This window comes from Streptomyces sp. NPDC021080 (assembly GCF_044333225.1).
In the GTDB taxonomy this organism is placed as follows: Bacteria; Actinomycetota; Actinomycetes; order Streptomycetales; family Streptomycetaceae; genus Streptomyces.
This window is the reverse complement of the sequence record NZ_JBIRQM010000016.1, coordinates 75,081-97,929: the sequence shown is the minus strand read 5'-3', so window position 1 is coordinate 97,929 and position 22,849 is coordinate 75,081. Positions and strand designations below refer to the sequence as shown.

General features: G+C 72.4%; 18 protein-coding genes and 1 riboswitch. Of the genes, 11 read left to right on the top strand and 7 right to left on the bottom strand.

The features are described 5' to 3' along the window. Positions 1–38 precede the first annotated feature (38 nt). Both ACH4S8_RS33645 and ACH4S8_RS33640 read left to right on the top strand, forming a co-directional pair. Complete coding sequence (locus ACH4S8_RS33645) at positions 39–2,423, top strand: phosphoketolase (protein ID WP_398401140.1); 2,385 nt, start codon at positions 39–41, stop codon at positions 2,421–2,423. A 134-nt stretch (positions 2,424–2,557) separates the two neighbouring features. Next, entirely contained in the window at positions 2,558–4,942 is a 2,385-nt protein-coding gene (locus ACH4S8_RS33640) for a glycoside hydrolase family 65 protein (protein ID WP_398400895.1), read from the top strand. A gap of 114 nt (positions 4,943–5,056) precedes the next feature. On the opposite strand, the gene ACH4S8_RS33635 is transcribed toward ACH4S8_RS33640, so the two are convergent. The 3 genes from ACH4S8_RS33635 to ACH4S8_RS33625 form a co-directional block, all read right to left on the bottom strand. After that, the gene (locus ACH4S8_RS33635) at positions 5,057–5,761 is read right to left on the bottom strand and encodes a response regulator (RefSeq protein ID WP_398400893.1); all 705 of its coding nucleotides are present in this window, start codon (positions 5,759–5,761) and stop codon (positions 5,057–5,059) included. 201 nt (positions 5,762–5,962) lie between these two features. Further along, positions 5,963–6,613 carry a CBS domain-containing protein gene (locus ACH4S8_RS33630; protein ID WP_398400891.1) on the bottom strand — a complete coding sequence of 217 codons (651 nt, stop codon included), beginning with the start codon at positions 6,611–6,613 and terminating at the stop codon, positions 5,963–5,965. A 50-nt stretch (positions 6,614–6,663) separates the two neighbouring features. Next, positions 6,664–7,128, bottom strand: a complete 465-nt coding sequence (locus ACH4S8_RS33625) for a cyclic nucleotide-binding domain-containing protein (RefSeq protein ID WP_398400889.1) — start codon at positions 7,126–7,128, stop codon at positions 6,664–6,666. A 269-nt stretch (positions 7,129–7,397) separates the two neighbouring features. Here ACH4S8_RS33625 and ACH4S8_RS33620 point away from each other — a divergent pair, with 269 nt between their 5' ends. Together ACH4S8_RS33620 and ACH4S8_RS33615 are read left to right on the top strand one after the other, a co-directional pair. After that, entirely contained in the window at positions 7,398–7,637 is a 240-nt protein-coding gene (locus tag ACH4S8_RS33620; protein WP_398400887.1) for a hypothetical protein, read from the top strand. Positions 7,638–7,735: 98 nt separating this feature from the next. Beyond that, positions 7,736–8,620: a universal stress protein gene (locus tag ACH4S8_RS33615; RefSeq protein WP_398400885.1), complete on the top strand. Its 885-nt coding sequence runs from the start codon at positions 7,736–7,738 to the stop codon at positions 8,618–8,620. Positions 8,621–8,772: 152 nt separating this feature from the next. On the opposite strand, the gene ACH4S8_RS33610 is transcribed toward ACH4S8_RS33615, so the two are convergent. Beyond that, positions 8,773–9,366: a hypothetical protein gene (locus tag ACH4S8_RS33610; RefSeq protein WP_398400883.1), complete on the bottom strand. Its 594-nt coding sequence runs from the start codon at positions 9,364–9,366 to the stop codon at positions 8,773–8,775. Between the two features lie 297 nt (positions 9,367–9,663). Here ACH4S8_RS33610 and ACH4S8_RS33605 point away from each other — a divergent pair, with 297 nt between their 5' ends. The 5 genes from ACH4S8_RS33605 to ACH4S8_RS33585 all read left to right on the top strand — a co-directional run bounded on the left by ACH4S8_RS33605 (position 9,664) and on the right by ACH4S8_RS33585 (position 15,957). Next, positions 9,664–10,587, top strand: coding sequence for a pyridoxamine 5'-phosphate oxidase family protein (locus ACH4S8_RS33605; protein WP_398400881.1), 924 nt, complete (start codon positions 9,664–9,666; stop codon positions 10,585–10,587). 158 nt (positions 10,588–10,745) lie between these two features. Beyond that, entirely contained in the window at positions 10,746–11,186 is a 441-nt protein-coding gene (locus tag ACH4S8_RS33600) for a pyridoxamine 5'-phosphate oxidase family protein (RefSeq protein ID WP_398400879.1), read from the top strand. A gap of 164 nt (positions 11,187–11,350) precedes the next feature. Next, a complete protein-coding gene (gene pflB, locus ACH4S8_RS33595; protein ID WP_398400877.1) occupies positions 11,351–13,624 on the top strand; it encodes a formate C-acetyltransferase in 2,274 nt (757 codons plus the stop codon). After that, positions 13,621–14,358, top strand: coding sequence for a pyruvate formate-lyase-activating protein (gene pflA / locus ACH4S8_RS33590; protein WP_398400875.1), 738 nt, complete (start codon positions 13,621–13,623; stop codon positions 14,356–14,358). Before pflB ends, pflA begins: the two co-directional genes overlap by 4 nt. Before the next feature lie 57 nt (positions 14,359–14,415). Further along, the gene (locus tag ACH4S8_RS33585; protein ID WP_398400873.1) at positions 14,416–15,957 is read left to right on the top strand and encodes a hypothetical protein; all 1,542 of its coding nucleotides are present in this window, start codon (positions 14,416–14,418) and stop codon (positions 15,955–15,957) included. 85 nt (positions 15,958–16,042) lie between these two features. Here the strand turns inward: ACH4S8_RS33585 and gndA are convergent, their stop codons facing one another. From gndA to ACH4S8_RS33570, 3 genes are all read right to left on the bottom strand, one after another. After that, positions 16,043–17,485: an NADP-dependent phosphogluconate dehydrogenase gene (gene gndA / locus ACH4S8_RS33580; protein ID WP_398400871.1), complete on the bottom strand. Its 1,443-nt coding sequence runs from the start codon at positions 17,483–17,485 to the stop codon at positions 16,043–16,045. A 256-nt stretch (positions 17,486–17,741) separates the two neighbouring features. Further along, entirely contained in the window at positions 17,742–18,539 is a 798-nt protein-coding gene (gene thiD, locus ACH4S8_RS33575) for a bifunctional hydroxymethylpyrimidine kinase/phosphomethylpyrimidine kinase (RefSeq protein ID WP_398400869.1), read from the bottom strand. A gap of 66 nt (positions 18,540–18,605) precedes the next feature. After that, positions 18,606–20,006, bottom strand: a complete 1,401-nt coding sequence (locus ACH4S8_RS33570; protein ID WP_398400867.1) for a purine-cytosine permease family protein — start codon at positions 20,004–20,006, stop codon at positions 18,606–18,608. Continuing rightward, a riboswitch (TPP riboswitch) is annotated at positions 19,998–20,093 on the bottom strand. It overlaps the preceding gene by 9 nt. Before the next feature lie 221 nt (positions 20,094–20,314). Here ACH4S8_RS33570 and ACH4S8_RS33565 point away from each other — a divergent pair. Both ACH4S8_RS33565 and ACH4S8_RS33560 read left to right on the top strand, forming a co-directional pair. Beyond that, entirely contained in the window at positions 20,315–21,136 is an 822-nt protein-coding gene (locus ACH4S8_RS33565) for an alpha/beta fold hydrolase (protein ID WP_398400865.1), read from the top strand. Positions 21,137–21,340: 204 nt separating this feature from the next. Further along, positions 21,341–22,708 carry a phospholipase gene (locus ACH4S8_RS33560; protein WP_398400863.1) on the top strand — a complete coding sequence of 456 codons (1,368 nt, stop codon included), beginning with the start codon at positions 21,341–21,343 and terminating at the stop codon, positions 22,706–22,708. The last annotated feature ends 141 nt before the right edge of the window (positions 22,709–22,849 follow it).

Below are 22,849 nucleotides of genomic sequence, written 5' to 3'. Positions count from 1 at the left end.
CGCCTCGTCGACTTACCCCGATGACTTACGGAGTCACCATGCCCAAGGCCGGACACCAGGACAGCACGGTACTGACCGACGACGAACTGCGCACGCTGGACGCCCACTGGCGCGCGGCCAACTACCTTGCCGTGGGCCAGATCTATCTGATGGCCAACCCGCTGCTCACCGAACCCCTGAGGCCCGCGCACATCAAGCCCCGGCTGCTCGGCCACTGGGGCACCTCTCCCGGCCTCAACCTGGTCCACACCCACCTGAACCGCGTCGTGAAGGCCCGCGGACTGGACGCGCTGTGCGTCTGGGGCCCCGGACACGGCGGCCCGGCCGTGCTGGCGAACTCCTGGCTGGAGGGTACCTACAGCCAGACCTACCCCTCCGTGCCCCGGGACCGTGAGGGCATGGGGAAGCTGTTCCGGCAGTTCTCCTTCCCCGGCGGAGTGCCCAGCCACGTCGCACCCGAGACGCCAGGCTCCATCCACGAGGGAGGCGAGCTCGGCTACTCCCTCGCCCACGCCTACGGCGCCGCCTTCGACAACCCGGACCTGCTGGTCGCCTGCGTCGTCGGCGACGGCGAGGCGGAGACCGGACCCCTCGCCGCGTCCTGGCACTCCAACAAGTTCCTCGACCCGGTCCACGACGGCGCCGTCCTGCCCGTCCTGCACCTCAACGGCTACAAGATCGCCAACCCGACCGTGCTGTCCCGGCTCCCGGAGGCCGAACTCGACGAACTGCTGCGGGGATACGGCCACGAGCCGATCCACGTCACCGGCGACGACCCCGCCCGGGTGCACCGCGCCATGGCCGCCGCGTTCGACGAGGCACTGGAGCGGATCGCGCTCCTCCAGCGCACGGCCCGCGAGGAGGGCGTCACCGAGCGCGCCCGCTGGCCGATGATCGTGCTGCGCACCCCCAAGGGCTGGACCGGCCCCGCGGAGGTCGACGGCGAACCCGTCGAAGGCACCTGGCGCGCCCACCAGGTGCCCCTCGCCCAGGTCCGCGAGAACCCCGAACACCTGCGGCAGCTGGAGACCTGGCTGCGCTCCTACCGCCCCGAGGAGCTCTTCGACACCGAGGGACGGCCGGTGGCCGACGTCCTGGCCTGCGTACCCGAGGGCTCCCGGCGCCTCGGCGCCACCCCGCACGCCAACGGCGGCCTCCTCCTGCGCGAACTGCCGCTGCCGCCCCTGGAACGCTTCGCCGTCCCCGTCGACAAGCCCGGAGCGACCCTGCACGAGCCGACCCGGGTCCTCGGCGACCTCCTCGAGGACGTCATGAGCAAGACGTCCGAGCGCCGCGACTTCAGGCTGGTCGGCCCCGACGAGACCGCCTCCAACCGCCTCCAGGCCGTCTTCGGTGCCAGCGGCAAGGCCTGGCAGGCAGGGACCCTGCCGGTGGACGAACACCTCGACCGGCACGGCCGCGTCATGGAGATCCTCTCCGAACACACCTGCCAGGGCTGGCTGGAGGGCTACACCCTCACCGGCCGGCACGGACTCTTCTCCTGCTACGAGGCGTTCGTGCACATCGTCGACTCCATGGTCAACCAGCACATCAAGTGGCTCAAGACATCCCGGGAGTTGACGTGGCGCGCCCCCGTCGCCTCCCTCAACTACCTGCTCACCTCGCACGTCTGGCGCCAGGACCACAACGGCTTCTCGCACCAGGACCCCGGCTTCGTCGACCACGTCCTCAACAAGAGCCCCGAGGTCGTGCGCGTCTACCTCCCGCCGGACGCCAACACCCTGCTGTCCGTGGCGGATCACGTCCTGCGCAGCCGCGACTACGTCAACGTCGTCGTCGCCGGCAAACAGCCCTGCTTCGACTGGCTGTCCATGGACCAGGCCCGCGCCCACTGCGCCCGCGGCGCCGGCATCTGGGACTGGGCCGGAACGGCCGACGGCGACGGGGACCCCGACGTCGTCCTCGCCTGCGCGGGCGACGTCCCCACCCAGGAGATCCTGGCCGCCTCCGACCTGTTGCGCCGTCATCTGCCCGAACTCGCCGTCCGGGTCGTCAACGTCGTCGACATGACCCGGCTCCTCCCGCGCGAGGAACACCCGCACGGGATGAGCGACTTCGAGTACGACGGACTGTTCACCACGGACAAGCCGGTGATCTTCGCCTACCACGGCTATCCCTGGCTCATCCACCGCCTCGCCTACCGCCGCACCGGCCACCGGAACCTCCATGTGCGCGGCTACAAGGAGATGGGCACCACCACGACCCCCTTCGACATGGTCGTCCGCAACGACATGGACCGCTACCGCCTGGTCATGGACGTCATCGACCGCGTCCCCGGTCTCGGCGTCCGCGCCGCCGCCCTGCGCCAGACGATGGCCGACGCCCGCTCCCGCCACGGGATCTGGATCCGCGAGCACGGCACCGACCTTCCCGAGGTCGCGGACTGGACCTGGCCCGCCTGAGGACCCCCGCCCCGGAAGCGGCACAGCGCCGCCGCCGTGACCGTACGCGGACGGCCGGCGCCCACGGACCGGGCCCGCCGTCGCCCCGCGCGTGCCACGAGGCCGGCGGGCCGCCCGTACCCGAGGATGGAGGCATGGACGACCTCACCTGGGAATACGAGGGCTACCACCCGGCGCAGGAACGCCTGCGCGAATCGCTGTGCACCCTCGGCAACGGGTACTTCGCGACCCGCGGCGCGGCCCCCGAGTGCGCCGCCGACTCCGTCCACTACCCGGGCACCTACGCGGCGGGCTGCTACAACCGCCTCACCTCACAGGTGGCCGGACAGCAGGTCGAGAACGAGGACATGGTCAACCTCCCCAACTGGCTGCCCCTGCGCGTGCGGACCGCCACCGGGACCTGGCTCACCCCCGACACCCACCGGCTCCTCGACCACCGGCTGCGCCTCGACCTGCTCGCGGGCACCCTGGAACGCACCGCGCGCTACGAGGACGAGGAGGGCCGGCGCCTGACCGTACGGCAGCTGCGCCTGGTCCACATGGCCGATCCCCACCTCGCCGCGCTGCGCACGGAGGTGACCGCCGAGGGCTGGTCCGGCACCGTCGAGATCGAGTCGGCACTCGACGGGACCGTCACCAACAGCGGAGTCGAGCGCTACCGCTCCCTCGCCTCCCGCCACCTCACGGACGTCACCACCGGCACCGGGAAACCGGACACGGTGTGGCTGCGCTGCCGCACCTCCGCCTCGGAGACCGGCATCGGACTGGCCGCCCGGACCGTCGCGGACGCACCCGCCGCGACCACGGACGCGCACACCCCGGGGCGCGCCGCCCAGACGCTCAGGATCGCGCTGGCCGACGGCCGGACGGTGACCGTGGACAAGACCGTGGCCCTGCACACCACCCACGACACGGCGATCAAGGACCCGCTGAACGCGGTCGTCGACCGGGTCGGCCGCGCCGGGGACTTCGAGACGCTGCTGGACACCCACCACACGGCCTGGCAGCAGCTGTGGCGCAACGCGGAGACGGACGTGCGCGGCAGCGTCGGCCCGATCCTGCGCCTGCACCAGTTCCATGTGCTCCAGACCCTCTCCCCGCACACCGCCGAACTCGACGTCGGCGTCCCGGCGCGCGGGCTGCACGGCGAGGCCTACCGGGGGCACGTCTTCTGGGACGAACTGTTCGTGCTGCCGTATCTGAACCTCCATTTCCCCGAGGTCTCCCGCGCCCTGCTCACCTACCGCCACCGCCGTCTGGAGCGGGCCCGCCGGGCGGCCCAGGACGCCGGCCGCAGCGGCGCGATGTACCCGTGGCAGAGCGGCAGCGACGGACGCGAGGAGACCCAGGAACTGCACCTGAACCCGCGTTCCGGGCGCTGGCTGCCCGACCACTCGCGCCTGCAGCACCACGTCGGATCGGCGATCGCCTACAACGTGTGGCAGTACTGCGAGGCGAGCGGCGACACCGAGTTCCTGCACACCAAGGGCATCGACATGCTCGTGCAGATCGCCCGGTTCTGGGCCGGCCTCGCCACGTACGACGGCACCCTCGGCCGCTACCGGATCCGCGGTGTCGTCGGCCCCGACGAGTACCACGACGCCTACCCGGACGCCGACCGGCCGGGCCTCGACGACAACGCGTACACCAATGTCACCGCCGCCTGGGTGCTCGCCCGCACCCTCGACGTGCTCGGCGAACTGCCCGAACTGCTACGCCGGGACCTGGCGGAGCGGACCGGCCTCGAGCCCGCCGAACTCGACCTGTGGCACGACGTGTCGAGCCGGTTGCACGTGCCCTTCCACGCCGGCGTCATCAGCCAGTTCGAGGGGTACGGAGACCTCGCGGAGCTCGACTGGGAGGGCTACCGCGAACGGTACGGCGACATCCGGCGGCTCGACCGGATCCTGGAGGCCGAGGGCGACAGCGTCAACCGCTACCAGGCCTCCAAGCAGGCGGACGTACTGATGCTGGGCTACCTCTTCTCGCCCGCCGAACTCGGCGCCCTCTTCCGCAGGCTCGGACACGAGATCGACGACACCCTCTGGCGGCGCACCGTCGACCACTACCTGAGCCGTACGAGCCACGGCTCGACGCTGAGCAGCCTGGTGCACGGCTGGGTGCTGGGCCGGGCGCGGCGCGCCGAGGCCTGGACGTACATCCACGAGGCGCTGCGCGGCGACATCGCCGATCTGCAGGGCGGTACCACGGGGGAGGGCATCCACCTGGGCGCGATGGCCGGCACCCTCGATCTCGTCCAGCGCGGGCTGACCGGTCTCGAGACCCGCGGCGGAGCGCTGCGCTTCGACCCGGTCCCCCTGCCCGAGCTGTCCGAGTTCGGGTTCGCGATCCGCTACCGGGGCCATCGGGGCGTTCACGTGCACCTGAGCGCCGGCAGGCTGAACGTCAACGTGCCGGCGTCGGACGAGCCGCCGATCGACATCTCCCTGGCGGACCGCACGGTCACGGTGGCACCGGGCGAGTCCTGCGTCCTCACGCTGCCGGAACGGCGACCGTGACCGTGACCGGGGACGGGGACGGGGACGGGGACGGGGACGGGGACGGGGACGGCTCGGCGGGGTGCCCGGCGGCCGAAGCCCGGCCGGGGCAGGGCTGCGGACCGGAGCCGTGACTCAGCGGGTGGAGTGGTGGCCGGCCGTTTCGGGGTGTTCGAGCTGGTTGGCCAGGACCGCGGCCTGGACGCGGCGCTGGACGCCGAGCTTGGCCAGCAGCCGGGAGATGTGGTTCTTGACCGTCTTCTCGGACAGGTAGAGCTCCTTGCCGATCTCGCGGTTCGTGAGTCCGTCCCCGATCAGCGCGAGGATGTCCCGCTCGCGCGGCGAGAGGCCGGCCAGCTCGTGCGAGAGGGGCTGCTCCTCGGCCGGGTCCGTGCGCAGCTTGCGCATCAGCCGCGCGGTCGTCGTCGGGTCCAGCATCGACTGGCCGGAGGCCACCGTGCGGACCGCCGAGATCAGGTCGGACCCCTTGATCTGCTTCAGGACGTAGCCCGCCGCCCCGGCCATGATCGCGTCGAGCAGCGCTTCCTCGTCGTCGAACGACGTCAGCATCAGACAGGACAGCTCGGGCATCTGGCTGCGCAGCTCCCGGCAGACGCTGATGCCGTCGCCGTCCGGAAGGCGTACGTCGAGGACCGCCACGTCGGGCCGCAGCGCGGGGCCGCGCACCAGGGCGTGCTCGACGCTGTCCGCGTCGCCGACCACCGAGATGTCGGGTTCGGCGTCCAGGAGGTCGGTCAGACCACGGCGTACCACCTCGTGGTCGTCCAGGAGGAAGACCCGGATCGGGTTCTGCTCGGAGAACGTACGCGCCTCGGTCATCACGACCCCTTGTTCAGTAATGGACCACGCACCGTGAGCCCGCTCAGGTCGATCATCACGCTTCAGGCCCGGCCGCACTAGGGCCGACCGGCCCATACACGTCACCGTGCGTTCCACCGCCGCGGGCGGTGGCCGTCCCACCACGGCGGGCGGTGGCCGGCTGTCCCACGGCTCCGGGCCGTGGCCGTCCCACCGCTCCGGTCAGCGCCCGGGGCCTGTGAGATCGAAGCCTACGTCCACGACCCCTTCGACGGCCCGCACCAGCCGGGCGGCCACCGGGACCAGCGAGGTGTCGCGGACGCGTCCGGACAGGGTGACGACACCGCCCCGCACCTCGACGCGGACCGGTGCGGGCGACCCGTGGAACAGACAGGGCACGACCTCCCGGCGGACCTCCTCGGCGATGTCCTCGTCGCTGCGCAGGAACACCTTGAGGAGGTCGCCGCGGCTGACGACGCCCTCGAGACCGCCGGTCTCGTCGACGACGGGCAGCCGCTTGACCTTCGCGTGCGCCATGATGCGGGCGGCCTGCGCCAGGGTCGCGCTCGCCCGCACGGTGACCGCCGGAGACGTCATCAGCTCCTCGGCCCGGAGCCCGCCGGCCTTGGCGAGATCGTCCAGCCGCCGCAGCTGGGTGTGCCGGTCGGGGTCGTGGTCACGGAACTCCTCCTTGGGCAGCAGATCGGCCTCGGAGACCACCCCGACCACCCGGCTCTCGCCCTCCACGACGGGCAGGGCACTGACCTGCCACTGTTCCATCAGCTGCACGATCTCCTTGAACCCGGCCCCACGGCCGATGGCGGCGACCGTGTGGGTCATCACGTCGCTCACGATGTGCGGACTGCCGTGCACGAGGACTCCTTGATCGGTTCCGGCGACGGCCGCCGGCGCCGCGCACGCGATCAGCGCGCGGTGCCGCTGCCGTAGGGGGCGTACAGGTCGAGCAGCCGGGTCCGGGCCGACTGGAGCCGGTGGGCGACGATCCCGCCCGCCCACTGGGCCACGGCCATTCCCAGTTCGGGATCGTCGCGGCACAGTGACCGGACGTCCTCGGCGTCGAACTCGTAGGCGCGCACCGGGCTCGTCGCCTCGGCGCCCAGATGCCAGACGTGCGGGGCGAACAGCCAGGACCAGCCGACGAGTTCGTTGTGACCGAGGATCTCGATCACGGCCGGGCGGCGGCCCGGGACCCGCAGGTCGAGGGCCACCGTGCCGGTCCGGACGATCCAGAACCGGTCCGCGTGGCGGCCTTCCTCGAACAATCGGGTGCCCTCGGGGAACGACACCTCCCGGGCCAGCCGCAGCAGCTGTTCCTGCTGGTGGGCGGGCAGCGCCCGCAGCATGGTGGATGTGGTGGAAGCACTCATGATCCTGCCTCTTCCTGGCGCGCGACCCTTCCGCCTCAAATCTGCGCCCGCGGTCCGCCCGCCGCCATGGGCCGTCCGGCCCCGGCCGCGGGCCGCACGGCACGGGACAGGGCCGAACGGCCCCGCGGAAGGGGACCGCCCGGCCCCTGCACGCGGGCTTCGCCCCGGCACCACGCTCGCCGGGACACCACCGACGCCACCCGCCCCACGCGCCGACCGGGGGCGCGCGACGGCGGCGCGGCACCCAACGGGCCGGTAGGGGAGCGGACATGACCATGCGTCAGGCGACGGTCGGTGTCGGCGGCCCGCTCGTCGCCGTACGGGCGCCGGACCGGGCCGCCGAGCAGACGGTGCTCCATGGCGCCGCCCTGGACATCGTGTACGCCGTGCCCGACGTGGACGCCGCCGGACCCGTGCTCACCACCTCCGTGTCACGGGTCCGCAGGCGCTGTCCCGGGCTGCCCGTCACGGCCCTGACGGTTTCGCCCCGGCGGCATGAAGTCCCTTGACGTAGGGGCCGGTTGGCCCCGGCAGGGGACCAGCGGCCCCTCCTGGCGCGCCCGTGCGAACACGAGACTGATCACGCATCCCCCAAGGAGGTCCCCAGATGTCCCGCACCATCGTCGTCGGTCTGGACGGCTCGCCCGAGAGCCTCGCCGCAGCCGCATGGGCAGCCCGTGAAGCCCGGCGGACCGACGCCCCCCTGCATCTCGTGCACGCCTGGTCGTGGCATCCCTACGTCTACGGCCCGCCGGTCGGCGTCCCGGTTCCGCTGACGGCGGAGGACCCGCAGCGTGCATGGGCCGAGCGCCTCCCGCGCGAGACCGCGGCCGAGCTCGCCGCGGACCACCCCGGACTGTCCGTCACGGCCGAGCGCGTGGCCGAGCAGCCTGTCACCGCCCTGCTGGCCGCCGCCGAGGACGCCGAGCTGCTGGTGCTCGGGTCCAGGGGCCTCGGCGGAGTCGCGGGTTTCCTGACCGGGTCCGTCGCGCAGGCCGTGGTCGCCCGGAGCCGGACGCCGATCGTCCTCGTACGGGCCGGGGCCCGGCCCCCGGAGTCCGCCGGGCGCGAGGAGGTCGTCCTCGGGCTCGACCTGGAGCACCCGGACGCCTCCGTGATCGCTTTCGCGTTCCGCGCGGCGGCTCGCCGGGCGACGGACCTGCACGTCGTCCACGGCTGGAGCCTGCCGCCGTACTACGGCTACAGCGGAGCCGCCGACGCGGGAGTCGACGAGGAACTGCTCACCGAGGTGCGGGGGCAGCTGGCCGAGGTCCTTACCCCCTGGCGGGAGAAGTTCCCCGCTGTCGAGGTGCGCGAACAGGCCGTGATCGGCGGTGCGGGCCGCCATCTCGTGGAGGCCTCGCGGAACGCCGCCCTGGTCGTGGTCGGCCGCCGCAACCGCCGGTCCCCGGTGGGCGGTCACGTGGGCCCGGTGACACAAGCCGTACTGCACCACTCCACCGCGCCGGTGGCGGTGATCCCGCACGACTGACCTGATCCCGCACGACCGACCGGAGACGCACGACTGACCGGAGACCGCACGGCGGACCACGCTTCCACGGCTGCACGACGAAGGGCCCCGGGAATTCCCCCGGGCCCTTCGCGTCGAGGACACCTGCCGGTTTCCGCGCGGGGCCACGGCTGTCACGGCGTCTTGTGTCCCCACTGCGGTCCGAGCCGTTCCCATTCGCGCTCCCACCGGTCGTAGCGCCGCTGGTCGAGCCGCCACCGGGCGAAACCGCCTGCGCCGAAGACCAGGCCTGCCAGGGCCACGGCGGCGCCGATGCCCAGCAGGCTGGACTCGGTGGCCGCCGCGCTCCCCGTCGGAGGCGCGGCCGCCGGCCGGCCCTGCGGGTCCAGCCAGATCATCACGTGCGATCCGGCCCTGTGCCCGGACTCCACCAGGGCGGTGCCGACCCGGGGCGACCCGTCCCGTGCGGTCCAGCGCACCGTCGCCCGGACATGGTCGTAGACCGCGCTCTCCCCGGCCGGTACCGCCGATCCCGTACCGCCGACCAGGACCGCCGGGACGGTGTGCCGGTCGTGGCGCAGGCGTGTGAAGGACTCGTCGGCGGCATGAGCCGTCACCAGTCCGGCGACGGTGCCGCCCAGCACCATCACCGTCCAGACGATCAGCACGATCCACGCCTCGAAGACGTCGTCACGGCGACGCAGCGGATTTCTCCGCCAGCGCCAGCACCACTGCCTCGCACCCTCTGTTCCGCGTGCTCCGCGCATGGCACCGCACCTCCTCGTTACACCCCAACAGTGCAAGGGGATCGCCGTGCGCGCGAGCGGTGGCAGGGGCCGCCCGGTCCCGCGGTGGGGCCCGAACGGCCCTGGCGCGCGGCATCTGCCCCGGTCAGGGTGGATATGCGAGGTCGTATCGCGCGTTGAACGGGCTGTCTTCGAGGCACTGCCCGCGTTGGCCGTCGGAACGGCTCCGGTCGTCGGAAGGCTCCGGGTGGCCGGGACGATCCGGTCGTCGGATCGCTCCGGTCGCCGGGACGCCCCGCCGGAAAGAGGTGATGGGTGATGTCAGAGCAGACACGAAGCGTCATGGTCGGCCGGGCTCGGTGGGCGACGCACGGCGAGGCGCCGGGCGGGGCGGACCCGCGGCGCGGGCCGTCGGTCGCGCACCCCGGAGCCGCAGTGACGACCGAGGAGACGCCACGGCACCTCACCACGGCGACCTCGGCGCCCATCGTGGCGCCCTCCGCCTCCGTCCCCGCGCCTGGCCCGGTCTCGGCCTCCGCCTCGGAACCGCCCTCCGCCTCGGACCTGCGCCCGGTCCCGGGTTCGGGTCCGGCACCGACCGGGGTGGGCGACGTCGGGCGGCGCATCGCCGCGCGACGCGAGGAACTCGGCCTGACCCGGGAGGCCGTGGCCGTCCGCGCCGGCATCGCTCCCGGCTACCTCCGCTACCTGGAGCGGCAGCCCACCGCGACACCGGGGACGAGCGCGCTGATCCGGATCGCGGACGCCCTGAGCACCAGCGTCACGGCACTGCACGGCGGCGACGCCGATCTGCCGCCGGGCGCGGGCCGGGCCGCCGCGCACTCCGAGCTGATCGAACTCGGCCCCGAGGAGTGCCGGGCGCGGCTGTCGACGCACGGCGTCGGAAGGATCGCCCTCCACACCTCCGACGGGCTCGTGGTCCTTCCCGTCAACTACAGCGTGATCGACGGGTCGGTCATGTTCCGCACGGCGCCCGGTTCGGCACCCGCGGCGGCGGTCGGAGCTCGTGTCGCCTTCGAGGTGGATCACATCGACGAGGCCCTCGCCCAGGGCTGGAGCGTGCTGGTCCAGGGACGTGCCCGGGCGGAGACCGGCCCCGACGCCGTCCGGCGGCTCGATGCCCTCGCCCACAGCCGCCCCTGGGCCGGCGGCGCGGAGCGCGACCTGTGGGTACGCGTCGACGAGGAGCGGATCTCCGGCCGGCGGATCGCCGTGCGCTGACGCGCGGACCGGGCCCGGCGACCCGGGCGCCGGGAAGCGGCCGTTCTCCGTCCGCCCGGGACCAATGGACCCTGTTCCCCCCGCACCGCTCGCCGGAATCTGAACCGTATGTCGCTGTACTGCTGTGTCGCTCCGACGCGTAAGGGTTGGCTCCGGTGATGAATCCCAACGACGGCTTCCGTGAACTCGGCCGGCAGGAGTGCCTGGACCGGCTCGGTGACGCGGCCATCGGCAGGGTCGTCCACACGAGAAACGCCCTGCCGGCGGTCCTGCCGGTCAACTTCAGCCTGGACGCCGGGTCCGCCGTCGTGCTGCGGACGTCGGCCGACTCCGAACTGGCCCGCTCCATCGACGGCGTGGTGGTGGCCTTCGAGGCCGACGCGGTGGACGCGGCGGCGCACTCCGGCTGGAGCGTGGTCGTGACGGGCCGTGCCCTGGTGGTGAACGATCCCGCCGAACACGACCGTCTCACCCGGACGGGGCCCCGTTCCTGGGTGGCCTCGCCCCGCGACGTCTTCATCCGGATCGCGTCCGAACTGGTCACCGGACGCGAACTCGTCGGAGGCATCTCGCTGTACGGCGTCGACCTGCCCTCCTGACGCCGTGCCGGGCCGAACGGCCCCCGGGCGAGGGCCATCGGCACCCCGGCCTGTACTGTCCGGCCCTCGCCCGGATCGCCCCGGAAGACAAGTATCGAAAGCGCGGAGAGCGCGAAGAGCGCCGAAGCGCGGAACATTCGACACTGTGCGAGGGGAGACCGGCGATGACCACAACGGTGACGGCCGAGGGCCGGACGGCCGAGGGCCGGACGGCCGAGGCATGGCAGGGCTTCGCCGGAACGGCGTGGCGCGAGCGCATCGACGTCCGCGACTTCATCCAGGCCAACTACACGCCCTACGAAGGAGACGCCGCCTTCCTGACCGGCCCGACGGAGCGCACCCGGACCGTCTGGGGCGAGGTCAGCGCCCTCTTCCCGGAGGAACGCAGGAAGGGAATCCTCGACGTCGACACCGCGACCCCGTCGACGATCACCTCGCACGTGCCCGGATACATCGACCGCGAACGGGAGTTGATCGTCGGCCTGCAGACCGACGCGCCGCTGAGGCGCGCCATCATGCCGAACGGCGGTCTGCGCATGGTCGAGAACGGACTGAAGGCGTACGGCTACGAGCCCGACGCCTTCGTCACCCGCGTCTTCGGGACCTACCGCAAGACCCACAACGACGGCGTCTTCGACGCGTACACCCCCGCGATGCGCGCGGCCCGCAAGGCCGGCATCATCACCGGCCTGCCCGACGCGTACGGCCGGGGCCGGATCATCGGCGACTACCGGCGGGTCGCGCTGTACGGCACCGACCGGCTCATCGCCGCCAAGCGCGCGGAACGCGCCGTTCTCGACGCCGCTCCCTCCACCGAGCACATCATCCGCGACCGCGAGGAACTCGCCGAGCAGATCAAGGCGTTGGGCGAACTGACCCGGATGGCCGCCACGTACGGCTGCGACGTCTCCCGTCCGGCGGCCACCGCCCACGAGGCCGTGCAATGGCTCTACCTCGGCTATCTCGCCGCCGTGAAGGAGCAGAACGGCGCGGCGATGTCGCTCGGCCGCACGTCGACCTTCCTGGACGTGTACCTCCAACGCGAGCTGGCCGCCGGGGCCCTGGACGAGACCCGGGCCCAGGAACTGATCGACGACTTCGTCATCAAGCTGCGCATCGTACGGTTCCTGCGCACCCCCGAGTACGACGCGTTGTTCTCCGGAGACCCGACCTGGGTCACGGAGTCCATCGGCGGCATCGGCGCGGACGGCCGCCCCCTCGTCACCCGCACCTCGTTCCGCTTCCTGCAGACCCTCTACAACCTGGGCCCGGCCCCCGAACCCAACCTCACCGTCCTGTGGTCGCCCCGACTCCCGTCCGGTTTCAAGGAGTTCTGCGCCAAGGTCTCCATCGACACCAGCGCCGTCCAGTACGAGTCCGACGAACTGATGCGGCCCCGCACCGGCGACGACACCGCGATCGCCTGCTGCGTCTCCGCCATGGCGGTCGGCCGGCAGATGCAGTTCTTCGGCGCCCGGGTCAACCTCGCCAAGGCGCTGCTGTACGCCATCAACGGCGGCCGGGACGAGATCAGCGGCGAGCAGATCGCCCCCGAGGCACCGGTGTCGACCGGGGAGTACCTGGACTACGACGAACTGTCGAAGGCGTACGACGTCATGCTGGACTGGCTGGCCCAGACGTACGTCGACGCGCTCAACGTCATCCACTACATGCACGACAAGTACGCCTACGAACGCATCGAGATGGCGCTCCACGACCATCCCGTGCACCGCTTCATGGCCTGCGGCATCGCCGGCCTCTCCGTCGCCGCCGACAGCCTGTCCGCCGTCAAGTACGCCCGGGTCAGGGTGATCCGCGACGCGACCGGACTGGCCGTCGACTACGAGACCGAGGGCGACTACCCGGCGTACGGCAACAACGACGACCGCGCCGACGCCATCGCGGTCGGCCTCGTGGACTCCTTCATGACGAAGGTGCGCGAACACCCCACCTACCGGGACGCCGAACACACCCAGTCGGTGCTGACGATCACCTCGAACGTCGTCTACGGCAAGCACACCGGCAACACGCCCGACGGCCGCCGCGCGGGAGCTCCCTTCGCGCCCGGCGCCAACCCGATGAACGGCCGCGACCGGCACGGGGTCGCCGCCTCCGCGCTCTCCGTCGCCAAGCTGCCCTACGAACACGCCCGCGACGGCATCTCCCTGACCACGACGATCACCCCGGAAGGCCTGGGCCACGTGCCCGCCGAGCGCCCCGGCCACCTGGTCGGCATCCTCGACGCGTACATGGCCTCCGGCGGCTTCCACATGAACGTCAACGTCCTGGACCGGGCGACCCTGGAGGACGCGATGGAGAACCCGGACAAGTACCCGGAGCTGACCATCCGGGTCTCCGGCTACGCCGTCAACTTCGTCCGCCTGACCCGTGAGCAGCAGCTCGACGTGATCAGCCGGACCTTCCACGGAGCACTGTGAGGACGGCCACGACGGGTCGGATCCACTCCTGGGACCTGTCCACCGGCGTGGACGGTCCCGGGACCCGGTTCGTCCTCTTCGTCAACGGCTGCCCGCTGCGCTGCCTCTACTGCGCCAACCCCGACACCTGGCACATGCGCGACGGCAAGGAGGCCACCGTCGACGAGGTGATGGCGGAGATCGAGAAGTACCGGCCGTTCATCACCGCCGCCCAGGGAGGGGTGACCATCACGGGCGGCGAGCCCCTGCTCCAGCCGGCCTTCACCGGTGAGGTGCTGCGCCGCTGCAAGGAGGCGGGACTGCACACCGCGCTGGACACCTCCGGCTTCCTCGGCGCCCGCGCCGGCGACCGGCTCCTCGCGGACACCGACCTGGTGCTGCTCGACATCAAGTCCTTCGACGCAGCCGCCTACCGGGGGCTCACCGGCGGTGAACTCGGCCCGACGCTCGACTTCGCCACCAGGCTCGACCGTCTCCGTATCCCGGTGTGGGTCCGCTACGTCCTCGTCCCGGGCCACACCGATGCCCCCGAGCCCATCGACGGACTCGCCCGGTTCCTCTCCGGGCTCGGGAACGTCGACCGGGTGGACGTCCTCCCCTTCCACAAGATGGGCGCCGCCAAGTACGAAGCCCTGGGCATCCCCTTCCCCCTGCGGGACAACCCCGTTCCCGGCCCCGCCCTGACCGAACGCGTCCGGGGCCAGTTCAGATCCCGGGGACTCGCCGCCCAGTGAACCGCGCGCCGGAAAACCCCGGGCCGATCCACCACGGCCCGGGGCAGGATGCTCCCCGTGAACCATGTCCTGAGCGGCCTCGCCGCCAACCCGGCCCTGCCGTCCGAACTGGTCGACCGGCTGATCGCCGTCGCGGACACCGACCTCGCCCGAGATCTCGCCGACCGGGAGGACCTCAGCCGCGGACAGGCGGTCGCCCTCTTCTCGCGCGACCCGGAGTGCGGCGTGCGGCTCGCCTACGCGGGAAAGCTGACAGCCGCCGACGTCGATCCCGTGGCACAGCCGGACACCGCTCTCGCCCTGCTCGACGAGGGGTCCGGCAGCCCGGAGTGGGCGCGCCTCCTCGCGGCGGATCCCGCGGTGGAGCGCCGGGAGAAACTGGCCGCCTGCCCCGGCCTCCCGGCCGACGTGGTGGACGGACTCGCCGCGGACCCGGATCCGGGCGTCGTCGCGGAGCTGGCGCTGTGGACCACCCCGGAAACGGCCGCCCGGCTCGCGGAGCATCCGCACGCCGGGGTCCGCCGCGCGGTGGCGGCCAACGAGTCCACACCTCCTGACGTACTGGCCGCGCTCATCACCGGCGAGGGACTGCCGCCCGCGCGACACTGCCTGGTCTGCGACGGCGAGCCGACTCCGTTCACCCACGATCCGGAGTGCCCCCGGCCGGACTGTGATCTGCCGCCGGGCGCCTCCTGCGACGGCTCCCACGAGTCGGCCGTCCACGAGATGCGGGTCGCGGCACTCCGTAACCCGGCCACGCCCACGGAAGCGGTCGTCGGCTTCGCGGACCATCCTTCGACGCTGCTGCGCTGGACGCTCGCCGCCCGCGAGGACCTGCCCCCGCAGGTGTGCGCCCGGCTCGCCGCGGACCCCGTTCCCGGCGTCCGCGCCGACCTCGCCGAGAACCCCGCGACCGGCGAGGACGTCATCCGCGTACTGGCGCGGGACCCGGACGTACCGGTGCGCCGGGGCCTCGCCCGGCATCCCCGTGTCCCGCTCGACGTGCTCACCGAACTGGCCCGCACCGCCAAGGTCGGCGCCACCCTGCTCCCCCGGATCGCCACCGCCACCTCCGCCGAGATCGAGGACCTGGCCCGGTCGCCGGACCCGGCGGCACGCATGCTCGCGGCCCAGCGCCGTGATCTGCCGCCCGGGACACGCGACGCGCTGGCACGCGACCCCGACGCGAAGGTGGTCAAGTCCGTCGCCCCGCACCCGGGTCTGCCCGAAGACCTGCTGCGTTCCATGGTCGACCGGCACGGAGCGAGGGTCCTCGCCAGGGTCGCGGCCAACCCCGGGGCGAGCCCGGCGCTGCTGGAGTTCCTGACCCGGCAGGCGCCGCCCCCGCAGAAGGCGTTCCGGGCGATCGCCCGGCACCCGAACGCGAGCGCCGAAGCCCTGCTCTCCTGCCTCGCGGACCACGAGGCACGCCCCTGGGCCGCCGTTCACCCGGCACTTCCGCCGCGGGTGATCGTGGACCTGCTCTCCGACGCGGACGTGCGGGTGGCGGAAGCGGCGGCCGCGAACCCGTCGCTGCCGCCCGCGGTGATGGAGGATCTCGTGACCGGGTCCGACACGCCTGCCCGGACGGCCGGTTGAGACGTCCTGCGGACACACGGGAGCGGGCCGCACCTCCCTCGCCGGGACGTGCGGCCCGCTCCTCACCCATGCGTCACCCGAAGGGCTAGAGCATCTCGGTCTCGTCGCGGGACGCCTCGCCCCACAGGGTGTGGAAGGTGCCCTGGCGGTCGGTGCGCCGGTAGGTGTGGGCGCCGAAGAAGTCGCGCTGGCCCTGGGTGAGGGCGGCCGGCAGCCGGTCGGCGCGCAGGGTGTCGTAGTACGACAGGGCCGCGGAGAACGCGGGCACCGGGACGCCTCTGCGGGTGGCGATGGAGACGACCTCGCGCCACGGGACCTGGGCGTCCTTGATCTCGGTGGCGAACCCCGCGTCGGACAGCAGGCTGACCAGGCCCGGGTCGACGGCGTACGCGGCGCGGATGCGGTCGAGGAACGCCGCGCGGATGATGCAGCCGCCGCGCCAGATCTTGGCCACCTCGCCGAGGTCGATGTCCCAGCCGTACTCGGCGGCGGCGTCCAGGATCATCTTCCAGCCCTGGTCGTAGGCGATCAGCTTCGAGGCGTACAGGGCGTGTTCGACCTGGCTGGTGAAGCGCTCGGCCTCGGTCGCGGACAGGTCCCAGTGGGTGCCGCCGGGCAGGCCGCGGTAGGCGGCGCGCAGCCCGTCCTGGCTGGAGGCCGCGCGGGCGAACGTCGCCTGCGCGATGGCGGTGACCGGGGAGCCGAGGTCCAGGGCGGTCTGCACGGTCCAGCGGCCGGTGCCCTTCTGGCCCGCCGCGTCGACCACCACGTCCACGAACGGCTCGCCGGTGGCGGCGTCCGTGTGCGCGAGGACCTCGGCGGTGATCTCGATCAGGTACGAGTCGAGGCGGCCCTTGTTCCAGCGCCGGAAGATCTCCGCGATCTGCGGCGGCGTGTACCCCCCGACGCGGCGGAGCAGGTCGTAGGCCTCGCCGATGAGCTGCATGTCGGCGTACTCGATGCCGTTGTGCACCATCTTGACGAAGTGGCCGGCGCCGTCGGTGCCGATGTGCGTGGCACAGGGCTCGCCGTCCACCTTGGCACTGATCGACTCGAACATCGGGCCGAGGGAGGCGTACGACTCCGGGGAGCCGCCGGGCATGATGCTCGGCCCGTTGAGGGCGCCCTCCTCGCCGCCGGACACCCCGGCGCCGACGAAGTGGATGCCGCGCTCGCGCAGCGACTGCTCACGGCGCCGGGTGTCGGAGAAGTGGGCGTTGCCGCCGTCGATGATCATGTCGCCGGTTTCGAGCAGCGGGGCGAACTCCTCGATGACGGCGTCGGTGGCGGCCCCCGCCTGCACCATGATCATGAGGCGGCGGGGGCGCTCCAGCGCCGCCACGAAGTCCTCGGCCGACTCGGCCGCGACGAAGGCGCCCTCGTGCCCGAACTCCTCGACCAGTGCCTTGGTGCGCGCGGGCGTCCGGTTGTGGACGGCGACGGTGTAACCGTTCCGGGCGAAGTTGCGGGCCAGATTGCGGCCCATCACGGCGAGCCCTGTGACGCCGATCTGCGCGGTCGCCTTCATGATGTGCTCCTTGGATCCGGATCTGCCTGTCCGCGTACCCGACGGGCGGGCAGACGACTGTCGCTGTGCCGATCAGTACGCCGGGAGGGGCCGGGGTGTTCAGCGTCCGGGGCAGGAGCTGTGCGGGACCTTCGAGGCAGCGGACGCGCAGCACCGTGAGACGGGGCCGTGCGGGCACGAAGGGCCGCGGCCGGGGTAGGGCCGGCCGTGCGGGAGCCTCGGGCGCCGGACCGGAGAGGGGCAGCCCGGGAGGGGTTCAGCCGTCCCGGCGCAGTCGCCACCCGTGGTCCACCGGACCGATGCCGGCGCCGAGCGCGAAACCGGCCTCGATCGCGGCCGTCACGTACGCCTTGGCCCGCCGTACGGCCTCCGGCACGTCGAGGCCCTCGGCCAGGCCCACCGCGACGGCCGAGGCGAGCGTGCACCCCGTGCCGTGCGTGTGCCGGTTGTCGTGGCGCGGGGCGCGCAGCCAGTGCTCGGCGGTTCCGTCGGTGAGCAGATCGACCGCCTGCCCCGGCAGATGGCCGCCCTTCACCAGCACCCACCGGGGACCGAACGCGAGCAGCAGACCGGCGGCCCGGCGCATGCCCGCTTCGTCGTCCACCTTCAGCCCGGTGAGCTGGGCGACCTCGTCGAGATTCGGGGTCGCCACGGTCGCGCGCGGCAGCAGCCGGGTCCGTACGGCGTCCAGCGCGTCGTCGGCCAGCAACCGGTCCCCGTGCTTGGAGACGCTCACCGGGTCCACGACGACCGGGGCGCCCACGTCGGACAGCAACTCGGCGACCGTGGTGACCAGTCCGGGCGACGAGAGCATCCCCGTCTTGACGGCCTGGACGCCGATGTCGTCGACCACGCTGCGGTACTGGGCCCGCACGGCTTCCTCGGAGAGCTCCCAAGCTCCCTGTACGCCCACGGAGTTCTGCGCGGTCACCGCGGTGAGCACACTCATCCCGTGGGCGCCCAGCGCGAGCATGGTCTTCAGGTCGGCCTGGATCCCGGCGCCTCCGCCGGAATCGGATCCGGCGATCGTCAGGACGCGGGGCGGTGCGGTCATGAGGTGTTCCTCTCGGGTACGGCTTCGGGCACGAAGACCCTGGACCGGCGGAGCGGCGGGCGGCCCTCAGGCGCGGCGGCGCAGCCGCAGCGGGGCGTAGAGGGCGAGGGCGACGAGGAACGCCACGTAGTAGGAGAGATCGGCGCCGTGCAGCGCGTCGGCCACCGGACCGACGTACAGGCCGGTGTCCATGAACGGCACGGCCGCGCCGAACGCCGCGGTGAAGGCCACGAGAGACGGCCATCCGGAACGCGTACGGGGTGTCTCGGCGGTGATGTCGAGGGGCGCGCCGGCGCGCTCCTGCCCCCGGGCCAGCCAGTCGACGACGACGATCGCGACGAACCCGGGGATCCAATAGCCCACGAACAACAGCACGTTCTGGAAGCGGGCCGTGGTGTCGGCGGCGTGCATCCACAGCACCAGCGGGAAGCCGAGTCCGGCGGCCAGGGCGGCCGCGACCGGTCGCGGTATCCGCACACCCAGGGTCTGCAGGGCCAGCGAACCGCTGTAGTCGTTCATGGCGTTGCTGCACACCGCCGCGAGTGCCACGGCCAGCAGCCCGAACGCGCCCGCGGCACCGCCGCCCAGCAGCGTGTCCACGCCCGCCGCCGTCTGGTCGGTGAGCACCGACGCGCCCCACAGCCCGAGCACCTGCACGGCGACGAAGGACGCGACGAGGCCGAGCAGGGTGCACCAGAACATCCGCGGTCGGGACGTCGTGCGCGGCAGATACCGGCTGAAGTCACCGGCGTACGGCGCCCAGGACAACGACAGGCTCAGCGCGATGGTGCTGGTGAGCACGAACGCGCCGCCCCGGTCGGCCCCGGTCGCGGACCCGGTCGCCGCGGGGTGGACCCCGTCGAGCATCCGCCAGGCGATCACCGCGAAGGCCACGGCGAGCACGAACGTCATGACGATCTGCAGCCGGTGGATCGCCTCGTAGCCCAGGACGCCCAGAGCCCCCTGGGCCGCCATCATCACCAGCACGCCGAGCCAGAACGGCCAGCCGCACAGCCGCGCCAGCGCGTCCCCGCCGAACAGGCCGATCAACGCGTCCCAGGCGACCGAGGACAGCCACTGGAGCAGCCCGGGCAGCACCACAGCCCGGCCGAACGCGAGCCGTGCGAGGGGGAGTTGGCCGGTTCCGGTGAGTCCGCCCCAGGTGCTGAGGTAGGCGGTGGGCAGCGCGCCGAGCACGGTCCCGAGGACCACCGCCGCGAGGGCGGTGGTGAAGTCCAGGCCCAGTGCGATGCCGATGGTGCCGGTGAACACACCCGTCATCGTCAGGTTCGGGGCGAACCACACGGTGAACAGGCGTCCGGCCCCGCCGTACCGGTTGCTCTCGGGGACCGGCTCGATGCCGTGCCCCTCCACCCGCAGATCGCCGGGTGCGGCGGGCATCCGTCCGTCGAAGACGGCGGGCCGGCTGTCGGCGGGCAGCCCGCCGGAAACATGCGCCAATGGCATGGAAGACATCCCTCCGCCAGTATGAACTGGTTCAGGTTCGACGGGTGTGATCTCAGCCCCTCGGACGGGGCACCCCGTGTCCGGTACGACGGACACACTAACCGTTCCCGGAGGCGGAGCGGGAGCGGGTCCTCACTCACCCGGACCGGCGTGCGCCCGCGCGTGCTCCGGTTCATTCGAACGGCGCGGGCGGGCCCGTTCACAGCGCGGCGCGTGCCGCCACTCGGTACTGTCGGAAGTGATCGCCGCTCGTGCTCCGCTCCAGGGTTCCCGGACCCCGGTGGCCGGGCGGAAGGAGGCAGGGTGCCGTGACCGTGATCTCCCTGAAGTCCGCACAGGTGCGGGAAGGGCTCGCCCTCCCGTACGCCGAAGCCGGTTACCCCAGTGGTACACCGGTCGTCTTCGTGCACGGCCTGGCGGACTCCTGGTGGTCCTTCGAGCCCCTGCTGAGGCGTCTGCCGGCGTCCCTGCACGGCTACGCGCCCACGCAGCGCGGACACGGCGACGCCGACCGGCCCCCGGAGGGCTACACCCCCGACGACTTCGCCGCCGACGTGGTGGCCTTCCTGAACGCGGTCGACATCCCCCGGGCCGTCCTGGTCGGGGCCTCCAGCGGCGGCGTGCCGGCCCGGATCGTCGCCGGGAGCCATCCCGACCGCATCGCGGGGCTGGTGCTGCTCGGTGTCCCCGGCACCCTCGCGGACAAGCCGGCGGTCGTCGGGACGGCGAAGGCCGTGGAAGCCCTCTCCGATCCCGTGCCCCGCGCGTTCGTCGAGGACTTCCTGGCCGACACGGTGGCCCGCCCGATCGCCCGGGGGTTCGTCGAGACCATGGTGGAGGAGAATCTCAAGCTCCCCGCGTACGTCTGGAAGGACACGGTCCGCGGCCTCCTCGACGCCGATCTCCGCGCGACCCTCGGGGGCATCCTGGTGCCCACTCTCGTCATCTGGGGCGAACAGGACGAGTTCCTGCCCCGCGAGGACCAGCAGACCGTCCTGGACGCGGTCCACGGCGCCGAATTCCTCGCCTACCCGGAGACCGGGCACTCCGTCCACTGGGAGCAGCCCGAACGGGTGGTCGCCGACATCGCCGCGTTCGTCACGCGGATCGAGCACCCCGGTACGCGATAGGCCGCCCGACCTCGCGGAAGGTTCAACTGCTCCGCGTACAGGCCGTGTTGATCGTGATCGGGTAGCCGCGATCGTCGCACGGCCCGCACCCCTCCCGTCCGCCGGCGCCCGTTGACGCGATCTGTACCCCGACTGCCCGTCGATGCCCACCGGCGTATGTCTGCATGGCATGCTCATGCTCCCCACAGGAAGGGATCACGTGCCATGAGACCGAGCCGACGCTCCCTGCTCGCCGCCACCGCCGTACTGGGATCCGTCTTCGCCGTCCCCGCGCCCGCCAAAGCCGCCGAAGTCCCCGCCGCGGGCGCCTATTACGTCCAGAGCGCCGTCACGGGACTGAACGCCGCCGACAGTTCGGGGGCGGTCGTCCAGCACAACCCCAAGGGCAACGAGGACCACCAGCAGTGGACCCTGCGCCCGAACGGCTCCTCCTTCGTGCTCGAAAGCGCCGACAGCGCGGGCAGTTGTCTGGGCCGCTCGGGCGACCAGGCCCGGACCGTCGCCTGTACGAGCACCGACGCCGCGTGGGAGGTGGCACCGGACGGAAGCGACCAGTACAGGCTCAAGGCCCCTGGAACCGAACGGTACTTGACGCTCACGGACAAGTCCGCGGGTTCCAACTACCCGGCGCAGCTGGCGATCGGATCACCGGGCGCCCTCGCCTCCTGGTACCTCACCCCGGTCGCGCCCGCGACCCTGCCGATGCCGGCCCAGGACCAGCGCACCCTGGACCAGGTCACGTTCCTCACCGCGCACAACGCCTACGCGAACGGCGTGGACGGCGGATTCGCCCCGCCCTTCGTCAACTTCTTCCCGAATCAGAACCGCGGCATCAACCAGCAACTCGCCGACGGTGTACGGGGCTTCATGCTCGACCTGCACCAGACGCCCGACGGCGCGATCCTCTGCCACGACAGCTGCACCCTCGTCAGCAAGCCGGTCGCGCTCTGGGTCGACCTCCAGCGCATGGTCGACTTCCTCAAGCAGCACCCCGACCAGTTCGTCACCGTCTTCCTGGAGGACTACGTCGATCCCGGCGTCCTGCGCGCCGAACTCGCCCGCGTGAACGGCCTGTCCGACGTCCTCTACCGTCCCGACCGGACCGGCGTGCGCGAGCACGGCTGGCCGAAGCTCGCCGACCTGACCGCCGCCGGGCAGCGCCTGCTCATCTTCACCGACCACAGCCGCGCCTCCGACGAGTCCGCCGGACTGACCCGGGACAGCTTCGGCGTCATGTACCAGCGCGAGTGGACCGTCGAGAACTACTGGTCCATGGGCTCGGGCCTCGGCTCCTCCGACTGGTCCTGCTACAGCCGTTGGTACGGCGCGGACACGAACGTGCCGCTCACGCGCACCGAGCCGGGCTTCCGGCCCCTCTTCGTCATGAACCACTTCCGCGACGCCACGATCTCGGGAACCGCTGGCACGGACAACACCAAACTCGCCGACCGGGCCCGCCGCTTCTGCGAGCCGGCCGCCCGCAAGAAGCCCAACTACCTGGCGGTCGACCGCTACGACCTGGGCGATCCCGCGTCCGCGGTGAACACCCTGAACACGTACGTGTATCCGTAGCCCGAGGTGAACCGGGAGCCTCGCCGGGGCCGCACCGGAGGGGAGCGGCCCCGGCGAGGGGGGCCCCCCCCGCCGGGGGGGGGGGGGCGGGGGGGGGGGGGGGGCCCCCCCCCCGGGGGCGGGGGGGGGGGGGGGGGGGAA